We start from the raw sequence: 22,692 nt of genomic DNA, 5'->3' as shown, positions 1-22,692 counted from the left end.
TTAAGGAGAGGGAGAAAGTCACCAAGGCTTCCCCGGCGATCCCCTCTCCCTCAGGGAAGGGGTTAGGGTGAGGGTAAAAATTAGATTCTTTTTTTAAATTTTTATTTTTAACTTCATTGGGATAACAAAAATGTTCACCGATACCATCAATAAGTGTGCGGCGAATGCCGCGCGTATTAACCGTCTCTCGCAGACGAATCCTCTGGGCTTCTGGGTAAGTTCTGCCATGGCGGGCGCCTACGTTGGCCTTGGCATCATCCTGATTTTCACCCTCGGTAATTTGCTCGATCCGTCCATTCGCCCGCTGGTCATGGGGGCAACCTTCGGCATCGCCCTGACGCTGGTGATTATTGCCGGTTCCGAGCTGTTTACCGGCCACACCATGTTCCTGACCTTCGGCGTGAAAGCCGGCACCATCTCTCACGGCCAAATGTGGGCGATTCTGCCGCAGACCTGGCTTGGCAATCTGGTAGGTTCAGTGTTTGTTGCACTGCTGTATAGCTGGGGCGGCGGCAGCCTGCTGCCGGTAGACACCAGCATTGTGCACGCCGTGGCGCTGGCAAAAACCACCGCGCCGGCGATGGTGCTGTTCTTTAAGGGCGCGCTGTGTAACTGGCTGGTTTGTCTGGCAATCTGGATGGCAATTCGTACCGAAGGCGCAGCGAAATTCATCGCTATCTGGTGGTGCCTGCTGGCGTTTATCGCCTCCGGCTACGAGCACTCCATCGCCAACATGACGCTGTTTGCCCTCTCCTGGTTTGGTCACCACAGCGAGGCTTATACGCTGTCCGGTATCGGCCATAATCTGCTGTGGGTCACGCTGGGGAATACCCTTTCTGGCGTGGTATTCATGGGTCTGGGTTATTGGTATGCTACGCCGAAAGCCGAACGTCCGCAGCCTGCCGCCGCAGGTGCACCGGAAACAGCCCGAAATTAATTGAGGATTTACCGTGGATCACCTGCCGATATTTTGTCAGTTACGTGGCCGCGCCTGCCTGCTGGTAGGCGGGGGCGACGTCGCTGAACGCAAAGCGCGTTTATTGCTGGAGGCAGGTGCGCGCATCACCGTTAACGCCCTCGAGTTCAGCCCGCAGTTTAAGGTGTGGGCTGAGCAAAATATGCTGACCCTGGCAGAAGGCACGTTCTCAGAAACGCTGCTGGACGAAAGCTGGCTGGCGATTGCCGCCACCGACGATGATGAGGTCAATCAGCAGGTTAGCGATGCCGCCGAGTCCCGCCGTATATTCTGCAACGTGGTCGATGCGCCGAAGCAGGCGAGCTTCATTATGCCGTCGATTATCGACCGCTCCCCGCTGATGGTCGCCGTTTCCTCCGGCGGCACATCCCCTGTTCTTGCCCGACTGCTGCGCGAAAAGCTGGAAGCCAGCCTGCCGCTGCATCTGGGTAAAATCGCCGCCTTTGCGGGCACGCTGCGTGGCCGCGTGAAGCAAACTTTTGCCACCATGGGCGAGCGTCGCCGCTTCTGGGAAAAGTTCTTCACCAACGACCGTCTGGCGCAGTATCTGGCCAATGAAGACCAGCTTGCCGTTGAAAAAGAGACGGAATCCCTGTTCTCCGCCCCGCTCGATCACCGCGGCGAAGTTGTGCTGGTTGGTGCAGGCCCAGGCGATGCAGGTTTGTTGACGCTAAAAGGCCTGCAGCAGATTCAGCAGGCTGACGTGGTGGTTTACGACCGCCTGGTGTCGGACGACATCATGAATCTGGTCCGTCGTGATGCCGACCGCGTATTCGTCGGCAAACGCGCGGGCTACCACTGCGTGCCGCAGGAAGAGATTAACCAAATCCTGCTGCGTGAAGCGCAAAAGGGCAAACGCGTCGTGCGCCTGAAAGGCGGCGATCCGTTTATCTTCGGCCGCGGCGGTGAAGAGCTTGAAACCTTGTGCAACGGCGGGATCCCGTTCTCCGTCGTGCCGGGAATTACCGCTGCTTCCGGCTGTTCCGCCTACTCAGGCATTCCGCTCACGCACCGGGACTACGCGCAAAGCGTTCGCCTGGTCACCGGCCATTTGAAAACCGGCGGTGAGCTCGACTGGGCTAACCTGGCGGCAGAAAAACAGACGCTGGTGTTCTACATGGGGCTTAACCAGGCCTCTGCTATTCAGCAGCAGCTGATCGCGCACGGCATGGAAGAGACGATGCCGGTGGCGCTGGTGGAAAACGGCACGGCGGTTAATCAGCGGGTCGTGGACGGCACCCTGCATCAATTAGGCGAGTTAGCCACGCAGGTCGGCAGCCCGGCATTGATTATTGTTGGGCGCGTGGTTGGCCTTCGAGACAAGCTCAACTGGTTCTCAAATCACTAATTGAAAGGGAGGCCCAAAGCCTCCCTTTTACTTTTCTGCCTCAGCACAGCTTTCCCGCAAAATTCTCAGCACGGTTTCTGCGCCGCTGCGGTTCGGGTTGATGCGGATCATCCGCTTCTCAAGACCCGGTTCAGCCTGCCTGAACGTCCCGGATAGCCGATAAAAGAGCGGCGGGATTTCATACTTCGATTCTGCGCCCACCGGATAAGGCAAAGCCCCCAGCTTCTGCGCGGCGGCCAGCACCTTTTCGGCAATCGGCCGATGAAACTCGACCAGCAGGACCTTTGACTGCGCGTTGGCGATAAACGCATTTTTAACCTGGGGAACAGCCCCCTGCGAAAGAAGCTCAACCAGGTCGTCGTTAACCTGCGCCTGAACGGCATGCATCACCGGGGCGAAGACCAGACCGCGCAGTACCTCCATGGCCTGGAAGCCCTGAACCTGGCTACCGCCGGAATACATACTCTGACGCACGGCCTGAACCGCCGCTTTATCGCCGACAACCACGCCCACGCCAGCAGGGCCAAACAGCTTAAAGCAGGAGAAGGTCGACAGCGTCGCCCCACATTGGCAGCCGATTTTATCGACCTTCATCACCGCATAGTTATCATCAGCCAGCGACGGCAAACCATGGCGGTTAAAGCAGGCAATGACATCTGCGAGCCGATAGGCATCATCCAGCGTCTGGCGGGTGTGCTGAATCAAAGCCGCAGCCGGACGATGCGTGGCGATAGCGGTATCCACTTCACCAGGTTTATTAAAATCGGCCCTGATTAGATCAAGCCCCATCTGTTCGGCAATAACTGCCGTGGTAGGGTACAGAGGTGCCTGATGAATCAGCAGCTTATCGCCCGCCTTTAACAAGGCCGCCAGCCCGCTGCGGATAGCCCCTGTGCCGGCCCCCTGCACCAGCGCGGCGGCTGGCGCAGAGAAAAAGTCGGCCAGAACCCACTCAACCCGCTGCGTGGTTTTTGGCTGATTAAGACCATGTACCAGGCCAACATCGCCCTGGCTGAGAAAATCAGCGCCGGGAAAATGCCGGCAGATAATATCCACCAGCCGAAACTGCTTTTGCTGCGCCTGAGCCAGGTTCAGGCTTTGCAACGGCGAGCTTTCCACACAACCTCCCTTAGGCCGGGATAAACAGGCCGCAGAAGAAGAGAATATTCAGCACAATGCCGGTTATCATCACCGCCACAACCGGCGCGGCCATTTTCTGCACCGGGCGGCCCAGCGATTCGTTCAGGAAATACAGCGCCGTTGCGATGGTGAAGCCGGTATAGCCCGCCATCTTGATGGCGGCAAAGATAGAGCCAATCAGCAGCGCCATCTCCATCAGCATGTTCATCGCGTTACGGATGTTGTCCGAGGCGTTGCGTACCGAAGGATAACGCCCCAGCCATTTCCCGATGGAACGAAGCAGCAGGACTTCGGCAGAAATCACCAGCGCCCCGACCACAAAAGCGAGCAGCGGGTTAGCAATCAGATAGCCTACGGCAAAAACAAAGGTGAACCCCGCCACGGCATAAACCCCGGTCGCCAGCGCCGTCGTGGCAATCATCGGCACAAAGCCCAGGCCACGCATAAACTCGGCCAGCGCGGCCTGATCTATCAGACTCTGGGACTGGGTTGGATCGAGGCCAATCTTGTAGGCTTTTTCCAGCGTAAAGATAGACACCTCGCTACCTGCAAAGAGCTTCATGCTGGCAACGGTGGCGATCAGGCCACCAACGATGGCGATATAAGGCAGATTTTTAATGATCCTCGAGGTACGCTCCTCAAACACCGACTGCCCGTGAGCATCGTGCTCATGCTTATCGCGAGCGCGCAGATCCTGAAAAATCGCAATCGCCAGCAGCATAACCATACCGACGAAAATCTCGATGGACTCAGGGTTCAGCTGCGGGAAGAAACGCACCACCAGCACGCGGGTTAGCAGCACAACCACCGCCGCGAACAGGCTGTTCTTCCAGCCAAACTGGTAGAAAATCGCCACCAGCGGGAACAGCGCAAAGGCTGAAACCACCGGAGAACTCAGTTCGCCCAGCGAGCCGAGAACGTCTACCGGCAGCGCGGTCAGCAGGTGATTCACCGGCACCAGGCAGGTGAGGATCAGAACGCCCCAGACGGCGCCAAGCCCAAAGGCCAGCACGCTGTTCGCCGCCAGCACGCCGAGGATGTCGGTCGGCAAGAACAGCAGCCAGCTGTTAAGCAGCCCGGTCTTCAGGGTAAAAGAGATCCCAACCGAGGCCACAAAGCCGATGCTCAGGCCAAAGGCGATACTGCCCGCCTCGCGGCGATTCATATTGCCTTCGATAAGCTGCGGCAGAATCGGTCGGATCCCGTCATGAAACACCGCCGCTGAGCGGTGCGCCAGTAAAGCCGTCATCCCGGTAAGCAAGGCAACAACAACAAGGTGAAGGTAAAATTCCATACGGATGCCTTTATTTTAAATGGTTAACCAGCAGCGGGATGGCATGCTCGATATGCTCCACGGAGAGCCCAAACGCCACCTTGCCTTCTGAGACCAGGCGGGCAATTTGCTCCTCTTTGGCTTTGATACCGGGCTTGGCGATGGTGCAGCTGCGGTTGTAGCCGATCACCGCGATGGCGATAGACAGCGCCGCACCTGCCCCGGTATTACAGGCCCCAATGTAGTAATCAAGCTGCCCGGATTTCACCTTCAGCGCGGCGTCCATGTCGTTATAGATAAACACTTCGAAGCTGCCGGGTGCGGCGGTTTCGATGGTTTGTTTGATAAGTTCGCGCTGTAAGCCAGCGACACCGATCTTTTTCATGGAAAATCCTTACTTATAGAAGACAGAGGGGTTGTCACGTAACATCAAATCGATGTCTGCCTGGCTGAAACCGGCCTCCAGCAGCATCGGCACAAACGTGGTAAGTAAATAATCAAAACCAGGCCCGCCGTTCGCTTTTAAATGAGAGCGGCGAGTAATATCCATCGACAGCATGACGTGGTCGAGCAGGCCGCGTTCTTTGAGCGCACTCAGCATCGCAATGCGTTTTTCGTCCGGGTAATAGCTGTTTTTGCCGATGGTATCGAACTGAACGTAGGCGCCCAGGTCAATCATCCGCAGGATGTTTTCGAGGTTATCTTTCAGGTCACAGTGGCCGATGGTGACGCGGGAAAGATCCACGCACCAGGACTTCAGGAGCGCCAGTTGCTCAAGGCCCATGGTGCTGAATGAGGTATGGGTCGAAATAGGCCGACCGGTCTCATGATGGGCGATGGCCGCCGCCTGAAATACCCGGGCTTCTACCGGCGTAATCACATCCACGCTGGAGCCAATCTCCGCGATAATCCCGGCTTTTAACGCCGTGCCGTCGATGCCGATTTCAATTTCATCGATCATCTCCTGCGCCAGCACTTTCACCGGCGTGGTCGCCACGTGCGGCGGGAAGAAATCGTGCTGATAATAACCGGTACAGGCCATCACGTTCATACCGGTATCACGCATGATATCCAGCATAAACTGAGGGTTACGCCCCATATAGCGGTTGGTCATTTCTATGATATTGCGTACGCCCTGCTCATAGAGTGACGTCATCTCACCGCAAATCAGCTCGTACTGATCCAGACGGCAATCGATGTTGTCCTTGAAGCTGGAAAGATCGATATGAAGATGCTCATGGGCATAGGTATAGCCCGATGGATCGATATGCTTATGCCCTGTCATGATTCACTCCACGTGCAGAAGAGACATTCAGCAGCGGCAGGAACGAAGTACCGTTCTGCGGCGCAGCTGCCCGGAAAAAGTCACAAACCGTTGCGCCTACATCAGAAAGCGTAGCGCGTGCGCCCAGATAAGCGCCTGTTATGCCGGGCTGCCACACCAGCAAAGGGACGTTTTCACGCGTGTGCTTGCTGTGGCCGATAGTCGGATCGTTACCGTGGTCGGCCATCACCACCAGGCAGTCTCCCGCCTGCATATCCGCCATCAGCAAAGCCAGGTTTTTATCTACCAGCTCAAGTCGCTCGGCGTAGCGCGCAACGTCTTCCGCATGGCCCGCCAGGTCAGTTTCCTGAATGTTGGTACAGATAAACGCGCGGCCGGGTTTATTCAGCTCATCCCGGGTGATATCGAGGATGCTCTGGGAGTCGACCAGATTCTGGTAGCTGATGCCGTGTGGGTTAATCGCGATGTCGGCCACCTTTCCCACCAGCACGGTTTTAACCCCGACCTGATGCAGCTGCTGCGGAGCCTGGACGCTAGCGTCCACGCCATAGCCCATGTGCACGACCTGAAACCCACTTTTATATACCCCGGAACGCGGCGCATTAATGCCGACATAAAGGCCCTGTTTTTCTTCAGCGGCGTCGATCAACTGTTCGCTGCTCTCAAGCAGGCCACCAAAAGCAATCACCCGCCCGACCTTCACGCAGCGCCGTACCACTTCGCCAATGGCGCGTACCTGCTCAAACGGTATCGCGCTGAGATTGGCGCTGATGTTAAACACCTGCCCGAGATCGGCCTCAAGATTATCGCCAACGGCAACAGCCTGGTTCACCCACAGGAATTGCAGCTCGCCGCCCTTGCGTTCAACCTCCCAGCCCGCACTCACTAACGCTCGCTCAACGTCATCGATAACGTCGGAAAACGGCATACGTAATGGAGTTTGTGGCTTTGTGCCCAGAATTTCCTGATGGCCCATAAAAGTGTCGCCGCCTTCATGCTGCAACGCCGCGGTTCCATAGACGGCATCGACGTTCCCCTGCATAACGTTGGCGGCAAAGCCCAGCGCGTTAATCAGCCCCAGCTTCTCAAGCGTGGGTAAGCGCAGTTCAGGAAAATGCTGCAAGATATGCCCGCAGGTATTCGCCCCGATATCCTGCGGCCTAACCGCCGGCACATCGTCCATCGCTCCCACGCCGAAGCTGTCTATCACCAGCACCAAAAACTTACTCATGCTGACCTCTCGATATAGGGTGACCAAGGCTGTCGTACAGCGCTTCAAGTAGCGGATTCCCGCTTTGAATGCCGGACACCAGCGCCACGTCGCTGCGGGTAACAAAAACCTGCGTGCGGAAGCACATCACCACCGGGCTACCAACGGGATAGCGGCCTTCCAGCGCAAGGTGATAATCAATGCTGGTGATGTCTGGCGGCAGCAGCCGGGCAGACTCCGATTGACCGGCGGCGTCAAACACCAGCGCATTCTGCGCATGGCCACGACGATAATATCCGCCACCGAAGCAGTAGCTTTTGCCCTGGAACTGATGGGAGATTTCCGTCAGGTAGAGCATGGCAATGGCTTCCGGCTGGTCACCGTGCTGGTTTGCCGGGATAGTGCCGGTCAGCGCATGGCCGGGTTCCGCGTGGGTCACGCCGTGTTCGGCAAGAATGGGTAACGTGTTGCAACTGGAGGCCGATGGGGCATTAATTTGCTCAATCTCAATGCCCTGGTCCTGCAGCAGGTCACGCGCTTTCAGCAGCGTCATCAGGTTGCGGGTCGGCTGCGTTTGCTGCTGCTCTTCGTTCCAAAGCAGGCAGGGGAAATGCGTCAGGCCGGTCAGCCGAATCCCCGTCATCGACCGGATCTCGCGCACGACGTCATCCAGCTCGTTAAGCGGGAAACCGGCTTCCTGGCCCGGATAAAGGCGGTCGTACTCGGCAAACACTTTCAGCATGACGGCCTGAACACGCCCGCTGGCCAGCGCGGCATCCGAGACTTCACGAGCTTTCTCCAGCGAAAACAGCGTGATGATTTCCGTCGCCCCGCTCACGCTCTCTTCTACCTGCGCGACCGGAACCTGCACCAGGTGGCCGACATGTGATACGGGAACATTTGCAGCACGCAGCGTTCTGGCCTCTTTAAAATCGACGGCAACCGCCCCTTTAAAGCCCAGCTCAACCAGTTTGTTGGCAAGCCACGGATTGCGCCCCAGCTGCTTGGTCATAAAGTAGAGCGTGATGCCGTGTTTCTGCGCGGCCGCGAGCAGTTTCCGGCCGTTTTCCAGAACCTGATCGACATCGATAATCCAGGTATCGGGCAGCACCGCGCCCTGCCGCCAGAGGGTTCTGGCCGCATCAATCAACGCCGGATTCTGTGCCTTGAGTGCCTCAATAAACATGCCTTGCCTCGCGACCTGATAAATAAACCAGCCTAAATAATCATTTTTTTGAATATTTAGATTGAGAAAAACCGCTGTCAGTAAATCCGTTAGCTCTTATGAATCAGCCACAGGCCGAACAGGTTAGCGAGCAGATAACCTTCTTCGTTCGGATGCAGCTTGACGTTGAACGGAGCCAGCAGCGAATAATGCGCCTGCTCCACTTCGCCAAACACGCTGTCGGTTTTAATCTCCGCCAGCAGCTCGTCATCCAGCGGGCCGACTTCCTCACCTCGCCGACTGCGCATCAGCGCATTAGCCATGTGGGTAATAGCCATCGCGCCCTGGTCGTTCTGCAGCGGGATAGCCCAGCGGGTTTCCAGCTGCGTCACCACAGCCTTCATGCCATCGCAAATATCCCGGTCGATGACGCCTGCCTCACACAGCAGGTTGAGCCGGTCTTCCATACTGATTACCTCTGTCAATAGCTTGGTTCCTGTTCGCCGCTCAGCACGCTTTGCTGATGCGCCAGCAGTTCATTTTTATCCACCACCGTTCTCAACAGCTGCTGGATAGGGATATCTTCGCTTCGCGTCAGCACCACTGCTTCCGACGCCGCCAGGAAACATTTATCGCCGCTGAGCGGCAGCGCCGTCAGCCCCAGCGCCGTCAGATCGGCCTCGTTGCTGACGTTCCAAATCACCGCATCAATATTGCCTTTCGCAATGCGGTTCAGGCACTCGTGGTACGACACGTCGAGTATTTCCACATCCTGGCCGGCAAAGTAGACATCCGTCATGATGCGCTGATCCGCAGAACGTGGGTCAATGCCGATACGGCGGATACTCTCCTGCTGCCCGGCGCGGCAAATCAGCTTATGCTCGCCGACGTAGGTATGCGGTCCCAGCGCCAGGGCGGTAAAAATGCCCGGATTGCTGAGGTAGCTGTCCGCCGCCAGCCTGGAGACCACGGCAAGGTCATAAACCCCATTCAGCAAACATTCCACGCGAGCATCAGACCCTCGCATGTGGGCGTAGTAAAACGGAATCCCGTCAAACTGCGCCTTTAAGCCGCTGGCAAGCCCTTCATAAAGCCGGGTGTACGGCAGCGGCATAGCACACACTACATTGCCGATATCCGCGAACGCCAATAGGGCTTTGTTATCCATGCTCAACAGGTAGCTGCCGTTGCGGCCGCGGCGCTCAACGCTCACGGCGCCAGCCTTCTCCAGCGTCTTCAAGGCCGCCTGCGTCAGGCCTACGGAAAAACCGCACTCACCGGCTAACTCATCGATGGTTTTCAGTCTGTTACCACATTTCTCACCCAGTAAATAACGGGCCAGACTGGATTGGGCTACGCCCTCTTTTTTAATAAAGCTGCGGCTCATCTGTTATCTTCAATTTATTGAATGAATATATCTTCATAAAATTGAATATAGATGGCAAAGGGGAAAATGACAAAAGGAGAATGGGGTCACAAAAAAGAAATAACCCGCCAGGCGGCGGGTTATTCATAGGGAAAAATTATGGGTGAGCGACAAAACCGATCGCTTCATACACCTTTTTCAGCGTCTCACCGGCGCGAGCTCGCGCTTTTTCTGAGCCCTCTTTCATCACCTGCTGCAGGAAAGCTTCATCGTTGCGGTAACGGTGATAGCGCTCCTGAAGCTCGGTCAGCATACCGGACACGGCTTCCGCCACTTCGCCTTTCAGGTGACCATACATTTTGCCTTCAAAGCTGGCTTCAAGCTCAGGAATCGCTTTGCCTGTAACGCCGGAAAGAATATCCAGCAGGTTAGATACCCCGGCCTTCTCTTTCACATCGTAACGCACGACAGGCGGCTCTTCGGAGTCGGTCACCGCGCGTTTGATTTTCTTCACTACGGATTTCGGGTCTTCCAGCAGGCCGATAACGTTATTGCGGTTATCGTCAGACTTAGACATCTTTTTCGTCGGCTCAAGCAGGGACATCACGCGGGCGCCGGACTTAGGAATAAACGGCTCAGGCACTTTGAAGATGTCGCCGTACAGCGCGTTAAAGCGGCCTGCAATGTCGCGGCTCAGCTCCAGGTGCTGCTTCTGGTCTTCACCCACCGGGACCTGATTGGTCTGATACAGCAGAATGTCTGCCGCCATCAGCACCGGATAGTCGAACAAACCGGCGTTGATGTTTTCTTCGTAGCGGGCGGACTTGTCCTTGAACTGAGTCATACGGCTCAGCTCGCCGAAATAGGTGTAGCAGTTCAGCACCCAGCTCAGCTGCGCGTGCTCAGGCACGTGGGACTGAACGAAAATGGTGCTCTTTTTCGGGTCAATGCCGCAGGCCAGATACAGCGCCAGGGTGTCCAGCGTCGCTTTACGCAGCGCGGTCGGGTCCTGACGAACGGTAATCGCATGCTGATCAACGATGCAGTAAATACAGTGATAATCATCCTGCATGTTTACCCACTGACGCAGCGCACCCATGTAGTTGCCAATGGTTAATTCGCCTGACGGCTGCGCGCCGCTAAATACGATGGGCTTACTCATTTTCTGCTTCCTGATTTGCTAAAGGTGGTAGCCCGAAAGCGGGCAATAAGTCTTCGAAACGATCGAACACAACGTCCGGGTTGCTCAGCCCGATCGCTTCGCCATAGTTATAACCCCAGGTCAGGCCGACGCTTGGGCAGCCGGCCGCCTGTGCGGCCTGAATATCATTGCGGGAGTCGCCAACAAAAAGCAGCTCGTCCGCCGCCAGGCCCAGGGTTTCCATAACTTTGTACAGTGCTTCCGGGTGCGGCTTTTTCTCTTTCACATCGTCACCGCCGATGATGGTCTGGAAATATTGGGCAATGCCCAGATCTTCCAGCAGCGGCGTGACAAAAGGCGTGGGTTTGTTGGTGACCACGGCGAGCGGCAGGCCTTTCTCTTTCAGAGCAGCAAGCGTTGCGGCCACGCCCGGGAACAGAAAGCTCCCTTCTTCAACCGTTTCCGCGTAGTAGCGATCGAACAGTTTGCGCGCCATATTCAGCTGAGCGAGATCGGGCTCTTTATCTTTCAGCGACCACTTAAGCGCCCGCTGCATCATGATATCCGCGCCGTTACCAATCCAGGTCACTACGCGTTCTTCACCCGCCACAGGCAGTTCAAGCGCGTACAGGGCGAGATCGACAGCCTGGCTCAGGCCAAGCGCCGTGTCGATGAGCGTGCCGTCAAGATCGAAGGCAACACCTCGAATTTTTTGAAACTTATCCATGACTTACCTTAGCCAGTTCAGAACGCATGCGGTCAACCACCGCTTTATAATCAGGCTGGCCGAAAATGGCGGAACCTGCGACGAACATATCTGCGCCCGCAGCGGCGATTTCCGCAATATTGTCGGCTTTAACGCCGCCGTCCACTTCAAGGCGGATATCATAGCCGGATGCATCAATACGCTCACGAACCTGGCGCAGCTTTTCAAGCGTGTGGGGAATGAACGACTGGCCGCCAAACCCTGGGTTGACGGACATCAGCAAAATCACATCCAGCTTATCCATAACGTGATCCAGCCAGGAAAGGGAGGTCGCCGGGTTCAGCACCAGACCCGCTTTGCAGCCGTGCTCTTTGATAAGCTGCAGGGAGCGATCGACATGTTCAGAAGCTTCCGGGTGGAAAGTAATGATGCTGGCGCCCGCAGCGGCGAAGTCAGGAATGATACGGTCAACCGGCTTCACCATCAGATGGACATCAATAGGCGCGGTGATGCCGTAATCGCGCAGTGCCTTAAGCACCATTGGCCCCATCGTCAGGTTAGGGACATAGTGGTTATCCATGACGTCAAAATGGACGACGTCACCACCTGCGGCCAGCGCTTTAGCCGTATCCTCGCCCAGTCGGGCGAAGTCGGCAGAGAGGATTGAGGGGGCAATCAAATACTGTTTCATCCGCTTCTCCAGGAGTCATTCATCTTCAGCGGCGGGCGAAACGGCTCAGGCAAACTTTACGTTATAAAGCGCCAGAAGTTCGTCCACCTTGTTACGTTCTCCACCGTTTCGGCTGATGCTGCGTCTTACCTGCAGCTTACGGAAATCGGTAGCATTCTTGTACCACTCGCGAGTGAGCTCGGTATCGTGATTGGAAATCACGACCGGGATGCTCTGCTCACGCAGTTTTTCAGCCAGCTCCGCCAGATGCTTCTGTTGCACCATGCTGAAACTGTCCGTGTGATAAGCGGTAAAGTTGGCGGTGGCGGAAAGCGGCGCGTAAGGCGGATCGCAATACACAACGGAACCTGCGGCAACGTTTACCATGCTGACGTCATATGACTGGCAGACAAAAGTGGCATTTTTGGCTCGTTCGGCAAAGTTGTACAGCTCTTCTTCCGGGAAGTAAGGCTTGCTGTAGCGGCCAAACGGCACGTTAAATGCACCGCGCAGATTATAACGGCACAGGCCGTTGTAACAATGGCGGTTAAGATACAGAAACAGCACCGCACGCCGGAATTTGTCGGTGCACTGATTAAATTCGACGCGGAAGGCGTAATAGGTCGCCTCTTCGTTTTTCTCTTTGGTGAAGAGCAAGCGAGATTCCCGCACGTACTCATCCGCGCGGTTTTTGACGATATCGTAGAGGTTAATCAGATCGCTGTTGATGTCCGCGAGGATATAGCGCTGATAATCGGTATTGAGAAATACCGACCCGGCGCCAACGAAGGGCTCAATCAGACAGTCGCCTTCCGGCAGATACTTTTTTATGTCGTCCAGCAGGGGGAACTTTCCCCCTGCCCATTTCAGAAAAGCGCGATTTTTTTTCATGCTGCCTTACTATTTACACCTTATCCAGCTGTGGAAAGGCTCCGACAGCGACTGCGCTTATTTTCACTTAAGGTCAGACTGCACCTGATGAATAGGTTTTGCCCACGGGTTCTTAGCCTGAACGTCTGCCGGCAGGTTTGAAACCGCGCGTTTTGCGTCATCTTTCGTCGCATAAACACCGGTCACCAGCACGTACCATGGCTGGCCGTTACGCTGGGTCTGGTAAACCATATAGTGTTGCAGGTTCTCTTTTTTCGCCCACGCATTCAGGTTTGCTGAGTTTGAAGAAGAGCTCAGCTGCAGCGTGTAGTGGCTGCCTGGCGCGCTTTTAATGGCGCTTGCATCACCGCTAACCGTGCCGCCAGTGCTTGCGGCCGCCTGCGGTTGTGCTTTAGGCGTGGTGGATGCCGTAGCCTTTGGCGCCGGAGTGGATGTTGCAACGCTGGTTGATGGCGCTTTCACTGGCGTGGAGACAACCGGAGCAGGTTCGCTGTGTTTTGCCGTTGCAACCGGCTTGCTTTCCGCTTTTACCTGCGGTTTCGATTCCGCTTTACGTACAGGCTCAATCACCGCTTTTTTACGTTCAGGGCGAGACTCAACGGTACGGGTTGGTTCCTGAGTACCTGCCAGCTTGCGCGGCTCGGTTTTGCTACCGGCAATAGGTGCTACAGTGGCTGGTTCGGTCGGCAGCGTGGAATTACTAACCACGTTGTCAATCTGGCCCTGCTGCTGAGGCTGAGTCAGTGCGTTATTCAGGTTCCCAGGAACCTCAACGCGCTGCTGCCCTTCAGGCTGCGGCTGAGTCTGTGCCTGGGTTGGCGTAGAAGAAATAGGCGGCAGAGAAACATCCTGCGGGTTCTGCTGGCCAGTAGCTGGGGTATTCCCCGGCTGCGGCTGAGCGCCGTTTGCCTGATCGGCAGGCGTCGCAGTATTCGAGCCGGAGAGATCGATGTTCTTCTCCGCGCCCGGTTTTTGCTCAGCAGTATCTGGAGTGGATGAAGGTGCTTTCAGCGCTGAACCGATGCCGATGATAAGCAGCAGCAGGACCAGAATCCCTACGCCCATCATGATGTGCTGACGAGAAGCAGGCGCTTTCTGTTTTGCTGCCTTTTTACGTCCACGCGCCGGACGAGGATCTGCGGCCATGCCGTCATCACCTTCGTACTCTTCCTCGACTTCTTCTTCACGCTCGCGGCGTGAACGAGAAGGACGACGTTCGTCCGCATCAAGATCGACGTCATCGACGTTGATCTGCGGTTCTTTGTCGAACTCGTCAGGTTTGCGGGAACGCCCAGGACGACGATCGCTTGGATCGGGTTTCAGCTCGTCTTCTGGTTTAAACTCATCCATTTAACACCCCACTCAAAGGCGCATGCTCATGTCCGCATTACGCCCGAAGTTAAATACTGTAAAAATTCTAGTTGTTAAGCCTGCTGGCAATCAGCAATGGCTGATAGAACGACATCGTGCGGTACTCCACCGCGCACTTCACTCTTCCCTATTGCCAGCGGCAGAATCAAACGCAGCTCGCCGGCTAATACTTTTTTGTCACGCATCATGTGGGGCATATACGCGTCAGGGGACATTTCCTGTGGCCCGTTAACCGGTAATCCGGCTCGTGCCAGCAGCGCGATCACACGCTGAACTTCTGCCTCACTGAATTGACCCAGGCGCTGAGCGGTTCGCGCCGCCATCACCATCCCGGCAGCCACGGCCTCACCGTGCAACCAGTTGCCATAGCCCATTTCGGCTTCAATAGCATGGCCAAACGTATGACCCAGATTCAGTAAAGCACGTAAGCCACTTTCTCGCTCGTCCGCAGCAACAACTTCGGCTTTCAACTCACAACAACGGCGGATACAGTACGCCATTGCCTGACCGTCCAGCTTCAGCAATGCGTCGATATTCTCTTCAAGCCAGTCAAAAAACTCACCGTCGAGAATAATGCCGTATTTAATGACTTCTGCCAGGCCCGAAGCCAGCTCCCGCGCAGGCAAAGTTGACAGGCAATCAAGATCAACCACCACCGAAGCGGGCTGATAGAACGCGCCAATCATGTTTTTGCCGAGGGGATGGTTGACGGCCGTTTTGCCGCCTACGGAGGAGTCCACCTGCGAAAGCAGCGTGGTGGGAACCTGGATAAAACGAACCCCGCGCTGATAGCTCGCTGCGGCAAAACCGGTCAAATCGCCCACAACACCGCCGCCTAAAGCAATCAGCGTAGTATCACGACCGTGAGGTTTTTCCAGCAGCGCCGTAAAGACGGTATCGAGCACCGCGAGGCTTTTAAACTGTTCGCCATCCGGAAGAATGACGGTATCGACCTTAACGCCTGCCTGTTCCAGAAGACCACGAACCCTGTCCAGATAGAGAGGCGCAAGGGTTTCATTGGTGACCAGCATAGTCTGGTCGCCAGCTTTCAGCGGCCAAAAGGAAGCCGGGTCATTGAATAACCCGGCGGCAATGGTAATAGGGTAACTACGTTCCCCAAGAGTGACTTTCAGCCTCTCCATTACGCGGAGCCCACCTTATGTTGCTTTGCCCGCAGGCGTTTCTTGATTAAGCCAGAATCAGTTGCTTTCCAGCATATGAATAATCTGGTTTGCAACCACTTTGGCGCTTTGATCGTCGGTGCGAATCGTTACATCAGCAATCTCTTCGTACAGCGGATTGCGTTCGTGCGCCAGCGCTTCCAGAACTTCACGAGGTGGAGTCTCAACCTGCAGCAGCGGACGTTTTTTATCGCGCTGAGTACGTGCAAGCTGTTTCTCAATGGTGGTCTCAAGATAAACCACTACGCCACGGGCGGAAAGACGATTGCGGGTTTCACGAGACTTCACAGAGCCGCCGCCGGTAGCCAGCACGATGCCCTGTTTTTCAGTGAGTTCGTTGATAATTTTTTCTTCGCGATCGCGGAAGCCTTCTTCGCCTTCAACGTCGAATACCCAGCCCACATCAGCTCCGGTACGTTTCTCAATCTCTTGATCAGAATCGAAAAATTCCATATTGAGTTGCTGAGCTAACTGACGCCCAATAGTGCTTTTGCCGGCACCCATAGGCCCAACCAGAAAGATATTGCGTTTCTCTGCCATTTTTTCGGTACTACTAAGACAATTCGTTGATAGTAAACCCGCCCGATAACAACCTGCTGCGGCGGGACATGAACTGAAACCTCATAAGCGTGAGTTCGAGAATCAGACTAAAAATTATCTCAATACTCAAGGGGGTTTGGCAACCGAATAAATCACCTGGCGCCTGGCTCGGGACGAAAAGCCTGTTCCAGCTTTCCCGGCCACAGGTTCTCAATACCCTGCCTCCCGAAACGGTACACCTTGTATGCTAATTCCTCTCTGCCGTCAAACACCTGGGCACTGTTTGGCAGAAAAATCCGCAGGCAGAAGTGGAAACCGGCTAGGGCAATGCGATCAGCCTTGGGGTGATAAACACAACTAATTCCCGACGTTGGCGTTTTTTCCCGTCGTACCGGAACAATTGGCCGATAAGTGGAATATTTCCCAGCACAGGGACGCTATCCAGGGTTCGGTTGTTCTGCTGCTGAAAGATCCCGCCTAACGCCAGCGTCTCGCCGTCTTTCACTTCTACCTGCGTTTCAATCTCCTGCTTATCAATGGCTAATGCCTCGCCATCCGCATGTTGGATGCTGCGCCCCGGCATGTTCTGGCTAATGCGCAGCTGTAGGCGAATCGTGCCGTGGTGGCTGATTGTGGGCGTCACCTCCATGCCTAGCACGGCTTCTTTAAACTCCACCGAGGTCGCTTCATTTTTGCCGTTGGACACCTGATACGGAATTTCAGTCCCCTGCTTGATACTGGCAGCCTGCTGATGCGCCACCAGCAGGCGTGGGCTGGCGATAATGTCCAGTTGCTGTTGCTGCTCAAGCGCACTAAGCTCCAGTTCAAGCATGCGGCCATTGATGCGGCCGATATTAAACCCCAACGTTGTGTTCGCGGCATTTACCGCGAGCTGGCTTGAAACCGTTGTTGCCTGATGCAACCTCGCTTCTGCCTCTCCCGCCGGAGCGCTCCACTTCACGCCAAGCTCTCGCAGCTTCTCCTGGTTGATAGTGACAATATGGGCAGACAGCTCAACCTGCCCCATAGAGACATCCATATCTGCAACCCATGACGCAATGCGCTTTTGCGCTTGCTTGTTATCGCGTACTACCAGGCGATTTGTGCGCTTATCCACGGTGATACTGCCCCTGGGCCCGAGCAGCTTCTCTTCATTCGCTTTTATCCCTGCGGCGAGATCGGCTACCTCAGCATAGCGTGGCGTATAGACCGCCTGAATCAAAGGTTGCTCAAGCACGCTTTGCTTACGCGCGGCCTCCCGCTGAGCGCGTAGCTTCGCCGGATCCTGCTTCTGCCGAATTTGAAGAATGTTTCCCGTCGTTGATGAAGTCAGGCTCGACAACCTGAGCACCTGCTGAAAAGCCAGCTCCCACGGGACATTAACCAAACGCAGAGAGAGATTTCCCGTCACCTCAGGGGCGATCATTACGTTAAAACTTTGCAGCTCGGCCAGCGTTTGCAGAACCTGCACGACCGGCGTTTCATCCAGCGTCAGAGTGACGTTGTTTTTCGGCCAGCTCGTCAGCGGTACGAGCATCAGTGCGCCTGCCACGATATGTCTTATCATCGGATCCTCCCTGTATCTTCCAGTGGTAATAGCTCCCTTCACAGTCCCCCCGAAGAGAAACCCGCATATGTTGCTCAAGCAGGGCCGCTACTTGTACATCCGGCGCAATCCATTGCCCTTCCTTTACTCTTTGCCATTGCTTACCGGAGAGTTTCATCAGCGCAATGCTGTTTTCTGGTCCTGGCCGATAAAACATACCGCGCAGCTGCCAGCCATCCAGGCGCTTCAGCAACGATTCGCAGGGCGATGGCGGTAACAGGAAGGGATTACGCGGCCCCGCCTGCAGCGGCAGGCTGAGTACAGCCAGCAGTATCCAGCTAGCGGTTTTCATCGGTAAACTCCAGCGTCAGTAGCACCCGAACTTGCTCCCCGGCACTGCTCAAAACAAAGGTCGGTATCTTCAGGCCCGAGTAGTCCGCCAGTTGCCGAAAGAACAATGGCACTTTGGGCCACGGCAACAGCATTTCCAGCACGGCACGGCGCGGGTCAGGCTGCCATTTCACAAGCCTTCCGCCACCAAGTTTTACCGCCGCCATCGCGGAAAAAATCGTCGAGGGAGTAACATCAGGCAGCGGCTCAACCTTCGGCACGGCAGCAATCTTCTGCTGCAGCGAGAGCACTTGCTGCCAGTGCTGCTGATTTTGCCGTTCTAGTTCGAGTAGCTGCTGCTGGCGAGGCTGAATCAGCAGCCACCAGCACGACCATGCCATGACAAGCAGGAAAACCGTTGCGCACAGAATACGGAACCCGACATGCACGCTCATAAGGCGCTCAATGTTATTCAGCACGCTCACCGCCTTTGGGTATTAAGGTGAAGGTAAAGACAAGCCCCTTATGTTTTTCATCACGCAGCTCGCCGGGCTTGACCTTAAAGGCTCCGGGTAAAGCACCCAACGCGGCTTCGAGCTTCCCCAGCTCGCGAGCATCTCCCGCAACGCCAGATACGCTAGCGTTTTCGTTCTGCCAGCTAACGCTTTGCAGCCAGCTGTTTTCGGGCAGCTGAAAGGCAAGCTCATTCAGCACGCTTTCCCAACGTGAAATACTGGTCTTACGCGCCACTTCAGCCCGTAGAACCGCCAGCCGCTGCTGGTTGTCTTTCAGCTCAGTTTGCTTACGCAATAACAGTGCCTTCAGGACGGGCTGCTGTGCCTCGAGCGTGATAGCCTGGGCCTGCTGTAGCCGAGTTTTCATGGCCAGCGGCGTGGCCCAAAGCTGCGCCAGGGCAGCAACTAACAGCATGCCGAACAGCACGATGCCGGCCCAGAGTTTTAGCCGATAGTGGCGCCTGGAGGCTCGCCATGGCAGGAGATTTATCAGCGGTGTCATTAGCGGTCGGGTCCCAGAGCCAGCCCCAATGCGAGGGTGTAAAGGCCCCCATGCCGCGGCAGCGGCGGCTGATGGCGAACGATGGGCTGCCAGGCATTAAGCCGTTCAGCCCCAGCGGGCACGGCACTATCTCCATCCGCGTGGCTAAACGCGATTTCACCGGCACTCGCCCCCAGCTGCAGGCAAAGCGCGGGAAAGTCGGCCACCTGCGACTTAGCCAGCCAGCCGGAGCGCTCGCGATTGTTCACGGCAGCCCAAAGCCAGTAACCCTGTTCTTCATGAACTAAAAAGCGACAATCAGCGGAGTAACAACTCTGGGGCAAAGCGCCAAGAATTTTGTCCGTCGGCGTTATCGTCCGGGGAAAGAGTTTGACGCTGGCAAGGTTTGCCAGCAGCGCGCCGATGTCTTCCTGTTTTGCCGCCGTCACGTAAAGCGACTCCCCCTCGTCCAGGTAGTCATAGCAAAGCTGTTCCGCGGGCATCTGCAGCTGGCGGGCCGCTGCCCCAGCGATATACTTTTCCTGGGCTGACTCCTGTAGCCGGCGGGCTGGCCGGGGGATGTGGCGCTGCAAAGTGCGCTGAGCCGGAAAGCCAACCCGCAGGTGATGACGCACGGGGATTTCTTTACGCCACGCAGCAAGCGCCTCGCGCAGCGTGGCGGGTTCGGGTAACATGCCGCCCGCAAGTCCCTGCTTCGGGAAGGGTAAAAACCACCAATGCCGCAATTGCCACCCTTGCCGGTGCCACTGCACCGCAGCGGCGCGTACGCCCTCCGCCTGGATATCCAGGCCAATCCTCCAACCAGGAAACATCATGGTTTCGATCTCCTTATCCGGATGATGAACAGCCCTGATCCCGAAACAGTAACGGGTATATCAAAGCTTCTGGCTTGCCTTTATACTACCGCGCGGTTGTTTAGAAACTGCCCAATTGAAACCTAATGGGAAATTTAAGGTGAAGTTCGTAAAGTACTTATTAATCCTTGCAGTCTGTTGCGTTCTGCTGGGAGCCGGCTCGATTTACGGCTTATACAAATATATTGAGCCCCAGCTTCCGGACGTTGCGACCCTAAGAGACGTGCGGCTGCAGATTCCAATGCAGGTTTACAGCGCTGACGGCGAGCTCATTGCTCAGTACGGCGAGAAACGCCGTATTCCGCTGACCCTGAACCAAATTCCGCCGGTGATGGTAAAAGCGTTTATCGCGACCGAAGACAGCCGATTTTACGAGCACCACGGCGTTGACCCAGTGGGTATCTTCCGTGCAGCAAGCGTGGCGCTGTTCTCTGGCCATGCTTCTCAGGGTGCAAGCACCATTACACAGCAGCTGGCACGTAACTTCTTCCTAAGCCCGGAACGCACCCTGATGCGTAAAATCAAGGAGGCTTTCCTTGCCGTACGCATCGAGCAGATGCTGAGCAAAGATGAAATCCTTGAGCTTTACCTGAACAAAATCTACCTCGGCTACCGCGCCTATGGCGTCGGCGCTGCCGCCCAGGTCTATTTTGGTAAAACGGTCGATCAGCTGACCCTGAGCGAGATTGCGGTGATTGCCGGGCTGCCTAAAGCCCCGTCAACCTTTAACCCGCTCTATTCCATGGACCGTTCAACCTCACGCCGCAACGTGGTGCTGTCGCGTATGCTGAGCGAAGGCTATATCAGCCAGAGCCAGTATGACGAAGCGCGCAGTCAGCCTATCGACGCCAGCTACCACACGCCTGAAATCGCCTTCTCCGCGCCTTATCTGTCAGAGCTGGTGCGCCAGGACATGGTCAGCCGCTACGGCGACAAAGCCTACGAAGACGGCTACAAGGTCTACACCACCCTCAGCCGCAAGATTCAGCAGGGTGCGCAAGACGCCGTTCGCAATAACGTCATGGCCTACGATATGCGCCACGGCTACCGCGGCCCGTCAAACGTGCTGTGGAAAGTGGGCGAAAGTGCCTGGAACGAGAAAAAAATCGTCGACTCGCTGAAAAACCTGCCGGTTTATGGCCCGCTGCTCCCGGCAGTGATCACTCGCGCAGCGTCTGAAGAGGCGACGGCGATGCTGGCAGACGGCAGCTCCGTTTCGCTTGGCATGCCCGGCATGCGTTGGGCTCGCCCATATCGCTCAGATACCGCCCAAGGCGCTACGCCACGCAAGGTGACCGACGTGGTTCAGGCAGGCCAGCAGATTTGGGTTCGAAAAGTGGATGATGCATGGTGGCTTGGCCAGGTGCCTGACGTGAACTCCGCGCTGGTCTCGCTCAATCCACACGACGGTGCCGTCCTGGCCTTGGTTGGTGGCTTCGACTTTAACCAAAGCAAATTTAACCGTGCCACCCAGGCGCTGCGTCAGGTAGGTTCAAACATCAAACCTTTCCTGTACACCGCGGCAATGGATAAAGGCCTGACGCTGGCAAGCATCCTTAACGACGTGCCTATTTCGCGTTGGGATGCCGGGGCAGGATCCGACTGGCGGCCGAAAAACTCGCCGGCACAATATGCCGGGCCAATTCGCCTGCGCCAGGGCCTTGGTGAGTCCAAGAACGTTGTGATGGTACGAGCGATGCGAGCGATGGGCGTGGATTACGCCGCTGAGTATCTGCAGCGCTTTGGTTTCCCGGCCGCGAACATCGTTCATACCGAATCACTGGCTTTGGGCTCCGCGTCATTTACGCCAATGCAGGTGGCGCGCGGCTACTCGGTTATGGCTAACGGCGGCTTCCTGGTCGACCCTTACTACATCACCAAAATCGTTGACGACACCGGCAACACAGTGTTCGAAGTGAAACCTAAAGTCGCCTGCGCAAGCTGCGATATTCCGGTTATCTACGGCGACACGGCGAAATCAACGGTGCTGGAAAATCAGGACGTAGAAGACGTGGCGGTCTCGCAGGCGCCACAAAACAGCAGCGTTCCAATGCCGCAGCTTGAACAGGCTAACAGCTCTCTGGTTGCTAAGGCGCAGGCTGAGGAATACGCCCCGCACGTGATCAACACGCCGCTGTCGTTCCTGATCAAAAGCGCGCTGAACAGCAACATTTACGGTGAACCGGGCTGGCAGGGAACCGGCTGGCGTGCGGGTCGGGATTTGAAACGTCGTGATATCGGCGGCAAAACCGGGACCACCAACAGTTCTAAAGACGCATGGTTCTCCGGCTATGGCCCCGGCGTCGTAACGTCAGTCTGGATTGGCTTTGACGATCACCGTCGTGACCTTGGCCGCACCACCGCATCTGGCGCAATCAAAGACCAGATCTCCGGCTACGAAGGCGGCGCGAAGAGCGCTCAGCCAGCCTGGGATGATTTCATGAAAATTGCGCTGGCAGGGGTACCGGAAGAAACATTGACGCCGCCACCGGGCATCGTCACCGTGAATATCGACCGCAGTACAGGCCAGCTGGCCAACGGCGGCAACAGTCGTGAAGAGTACTTCATTGAAGGCACGCAGCCTACACAGCAGGCTGTACATGAGGTCGGCACCACGATTATCGATAACGGGGAAACGCACGAGCTGTTCTAATCCTGTGCAAAATAGTAAAGGGCCGCATA

At 56.1% G+C, this 22,692-nt stretch carries 23 protein-coding genes; 3 read left to right on the top strand and 20 right to left on the bottom strand.

The window, feature by feature from the left end; all coding sequences use genetic code 11:
• Positions 1–130 precede the first annotated feature (130 nt).
• Both nirC and cysG read left to right on the top strand, forming a co-directional pair.
• On the top strand, positions 131–937 hold the full coding sequence (gene nirC, locus ACE38U_RS20355; protein ID WP_038478129.1) for a nitrite transporter NirC: 807 nt from the start codon (positions 131–133) through the stop codon (positions 935–937).
• Positions 938–950: 13 nt separating this feature from the next.
• Positions 951–2,324 carry a siroheme synthase CysG gene (cysG, locus tag ACE38U_RS20350; protein ID WP_375530436.1) on the top strand — a complete coding sequence of 458 codons (1,374 nt, stop codon included), beginning with the start codon at positions 951–953 and terminating at the stop codon, positions 2,322–2,324.
• A 27-nt stretch (positions 2,325–2,351) separates the two neighbouring features.
• Here cysG and ACE38U_RS20345 read toward each other — a convergent pair whose 3' ends face one another.
• From ACE38U_RS20345 to ACE38U_RS20250, 20 genes are all read right to left on the bottom strand, one after another.
• Positions 2,352–3,443: an aminotransferase class V-fold PLP-dependent enzyme gene (locus tag ACE38U_RS20345; protein ID WP_176982009.1), complete on the bottom strand. Its 1,092-nt coding sequence runs from the start codon at positions 3,441–3,443 to the stop codon at positions 2,352–2,354.
• Between the two features lie 10 nt (positions 3,444–3,453).
• Positions 3,454–4,758, bottom strand: a complete 1,305-nt coding sequence (locus ACE38U_RS20340; RefSeq protein WP_176982008.1) for a YhfT family protein — start codon at positions 4,756–4,758, stop codon at positions 3,454–3,456.
• A 10-nt stretch (positions 4,759–4,768) separates the two neighbouring features.
• Positions 4,769–5,122: a DUF2620 domain-containing protein gene (locus tag ACE38U_RS20335; RefSeq protein ID WP_038478118.1), complete on the bottom strand. Its 354-nt coding sequence runs from the start codon at positions 5,120–5,122 to the stop codon at positions 4,769–4,771.
• A gap of 9 nt (positions 5,123–5,131) precedes the next feature.
• The gene (locus ACE38U_RS20330) at positions 5,132–6,022 is read right to left on the bottom strand and encodes a phosphotriesterase-related protein (protein ID WP_176982007.1); all 891 of its coding nucleotides are present in this window, start codon (positions 6,020–6,022) and stop codon (positions 5,132–5,134) included.
• Positions 6,009–7,253 (bottom strand): phosphopentomutase, encoded by a 1,245-nt coding sequence (locus ACE38U_RS20325; RefSeq protein ID WP_375530435.1) that lies wholly within the window; start codon positions 7,251–7,253, stop codon positions 6,009–6,011. The genes ACE38U_RS20330 and ACE38U_RS20325 overlap by 14 nt, the downstream gene beginning before the upstream one ends.
• Positions 7,246–8,418, bottom strand: coding sequence for a YhfX family PLP-dependent enzyme (locus ACE38U_RS20320; protein WP_375530434.1), 1,173 nt, complete (start codon positions 8,416–8,418; stop codon positions 7,246–7,248). Before ACE38U_RS20320 ends, ACE38U_RS20325 begins: the two co-directional genes overlap by 8 nt.
• An 89-nt stretch (positions 8,419–8,507) precedes the next feature.
• Positions 8,508–8,864, bottom strand: coding sequence for a hypothetical protein (locus tag ACE38U_RS20315; RefSeq protein WP_038478105.1), 357 nt, complete (start codon positions 8,862–8,864; stop codon positions 8,508–8,510).
• Positions 8,865–8,878: 14 nt separating this feature from the next.
• Positions 8,879–9,784 (bottom strand): GntR family transcriptional regulator YhfZ, encoded by a 906-nt coding sequence (yhfZ, locus tag ACE38U_RS20310; RefSeq protein WP_038478103.1) that lies wholly within the window; start codon positions 9,782–9,784, stop codon positions 8,879–8,881.
• Between the two features lie 136 nt (positions 9,785–9,920).
• Complete coding sequence (gene trpS, locus ACE38U_RS20305; protein WP_038478100.1) at positions 9,921–10,925, bottom strand: tryptophan--tRNA ligase; 1,005 nt, start codon at positions 10,923–10,925, stop codon at positions 9,921–9,923.
• A complete protein-coding gene (locus ACE38U_RS20300; protein ID WP_038478097.1) occupies positions 10,918–11,631 on the bottom strand; it encodes a phosphoglycolate phosphatase in 714 nt (237 codons plus the stop codon). Before ACE38U_RS20300 ends, trpS begins: the two co-directional genes overlap by 8 nt.
• Positions 11,624–12,301, bottom strand: a complete 678-nt coding sequence (rpe, locus tag ACE38U_RS20295; protein ID WP_039288419.1) for a ribulose-phosphate 3-epimerase — start codon at positions 12,299–12,301, stop codon at positions 11,624–11,626. The genes ACE38U_RS20300 and rpe overlap by 8 nt, the downstream gene beginning before the upstream one ends.
• Before the next feature lie 45 nt (positions 12,302–12,346).
• Entirely contained in the window at positions 12,347–13,171 is an 825-nt protein-coding gene (dam, locus tag ACE38U_RS20290; RefSeq protein WP_038478091.1) for an adenine-specific DNA-methyltransferase, read from the bottom strand.
• 63 nt (positions 13,172–13,234) lie between these two features.
• Complete coding sequence (gene damX / locus ACE38U_RS20285) at positions 13,235–14,521, bottom strand: cell division protein DamX (protein WP_176982002.1); 1,287 nt, start codon at positions 14,519–14,521, stop codon at positions 13,235–13,237.
• A gap of 74 nt (positions 14,522–14,595) precedes the next feature.
• Positions 14,596–15,684 carry a 3-dehydroquinate synthase gene (gene aroB / locus ACE38U_RS20280; protein WP_038478086.1) on the bottom strand — a complete coding sequence of 363 codons (1,089 nt, stop codon included), beginning with the start codon at positions 15,682–15,684 and terminating at the stop codon, positions 14,596–14,598.
• A gap of 57 nt (positions 15,685–15,741) precedes the next feature.
• On the bottom strand, positions 15,742–16,263 hold the full coding sequence (aroK, locus tag ACE38U_RS20275) for a shikimate kinase AroK (protein WP_016538517.1): 522 nt from the start codon (positions 16,261–16,263) through the stop codon (positions 15,742–15,744).
• A 319-nt stretch (positions 16,264–16,582) separates the two neighbouring features.
• Positions 16,583–17,830: a type IV pilus secretin PilQ gene (pilQ, locus tag ACE38U_RS20270; protein WP_375530433.1), complete on the bottom strand. Its 1,248-nt coding sequence runs from the start codon at positions 17,828–17,830 to the stop codon at positions 16,583–16,585.
• On the bottom strand, positions 17,745–18,161 hold the full coding sequence (locus ACE38U_RS20265) for a HofP DNA utilization family protein (RefSeq protein WP_038478083.1): 417 nt from the start codon (positions 18,159–18,161) through the stop codon (positions 17,745–17,747). Before ACE38U_RS20265 ends, pilQ begins: the two co-directional genes overlap by 86 nt.
• Positions 18,148–18,618, bottom strand: coding sequence for a HofO family protein (locus ACE38U_RS20260; protein ID WP_038478080.1), 471 nt, complete (start codon positions 18,616–18,618; stop codon positions 18,148–18,150). The genes ACE38U_RS20265 and ACE38U_RS20260 overlap by 14 nt, the downstream gene beginning before the upstream one ends.
• Positions 18,608–19,156 (bottom strand): PilN domain-containing protein, encoded by a 549-nt coding sequence (locus ACE38U_RS20255; RefSeq protein ID WP_176981998.1) that lies wholly within the window; start codon positions 19,154–19,156, stop codon positions 18,608–18,610. Before ACE38U_RS20255 ends, ACE38U_RS20260 begins: the two co-directional genes overlap by 11 nt.
• Entirely contained in the window at positions 19,156–19,971 is an 816-nt protein-coding gene (locus ACE38U_RS20250; protein WP_375530432.1) for a pilus assembly protein, read from the bottom strand. The genes ACE38U_RS20255 and ACE38U_RS20250 overlap by 1 nt, the downstream gene beginning before the upstream one ends.
• A 139-nt stretch (positions 19,972–20,110) precedes the next feature.
• Between ACE38U_RS20250 and mrcA the strand changes: the two genes are divergently transcribed.
• Positions 20,111–22,663, top strand: coding sequence for a peptidoglycan glycosyltransferase/peptidoglycan DD-transpeptidase MrcA (gene mrcA / locus ACE38U_RS20245; protein ID WP_038478070.1), 2,553 nt, complete (start codon positions 20,111–20,113; stop codon positions 22,661–22,663).
• Positions 22,664–22,692: the final 29 nt, after the last annotated feature.

This window comes from Cedecea selenatireducens (genome assembly GCF_042138895.1).
Taxonomy (GTDB): Bacteria; Pseudomonadota; Gammaproteobacteria; order Enterobacterales; family Enterobacteriaceae; genus Cedecea; species Cedecea selenatireducens.
This window is presented reverse-complemented; position numbering and strand designations above follow the sequence as displayed.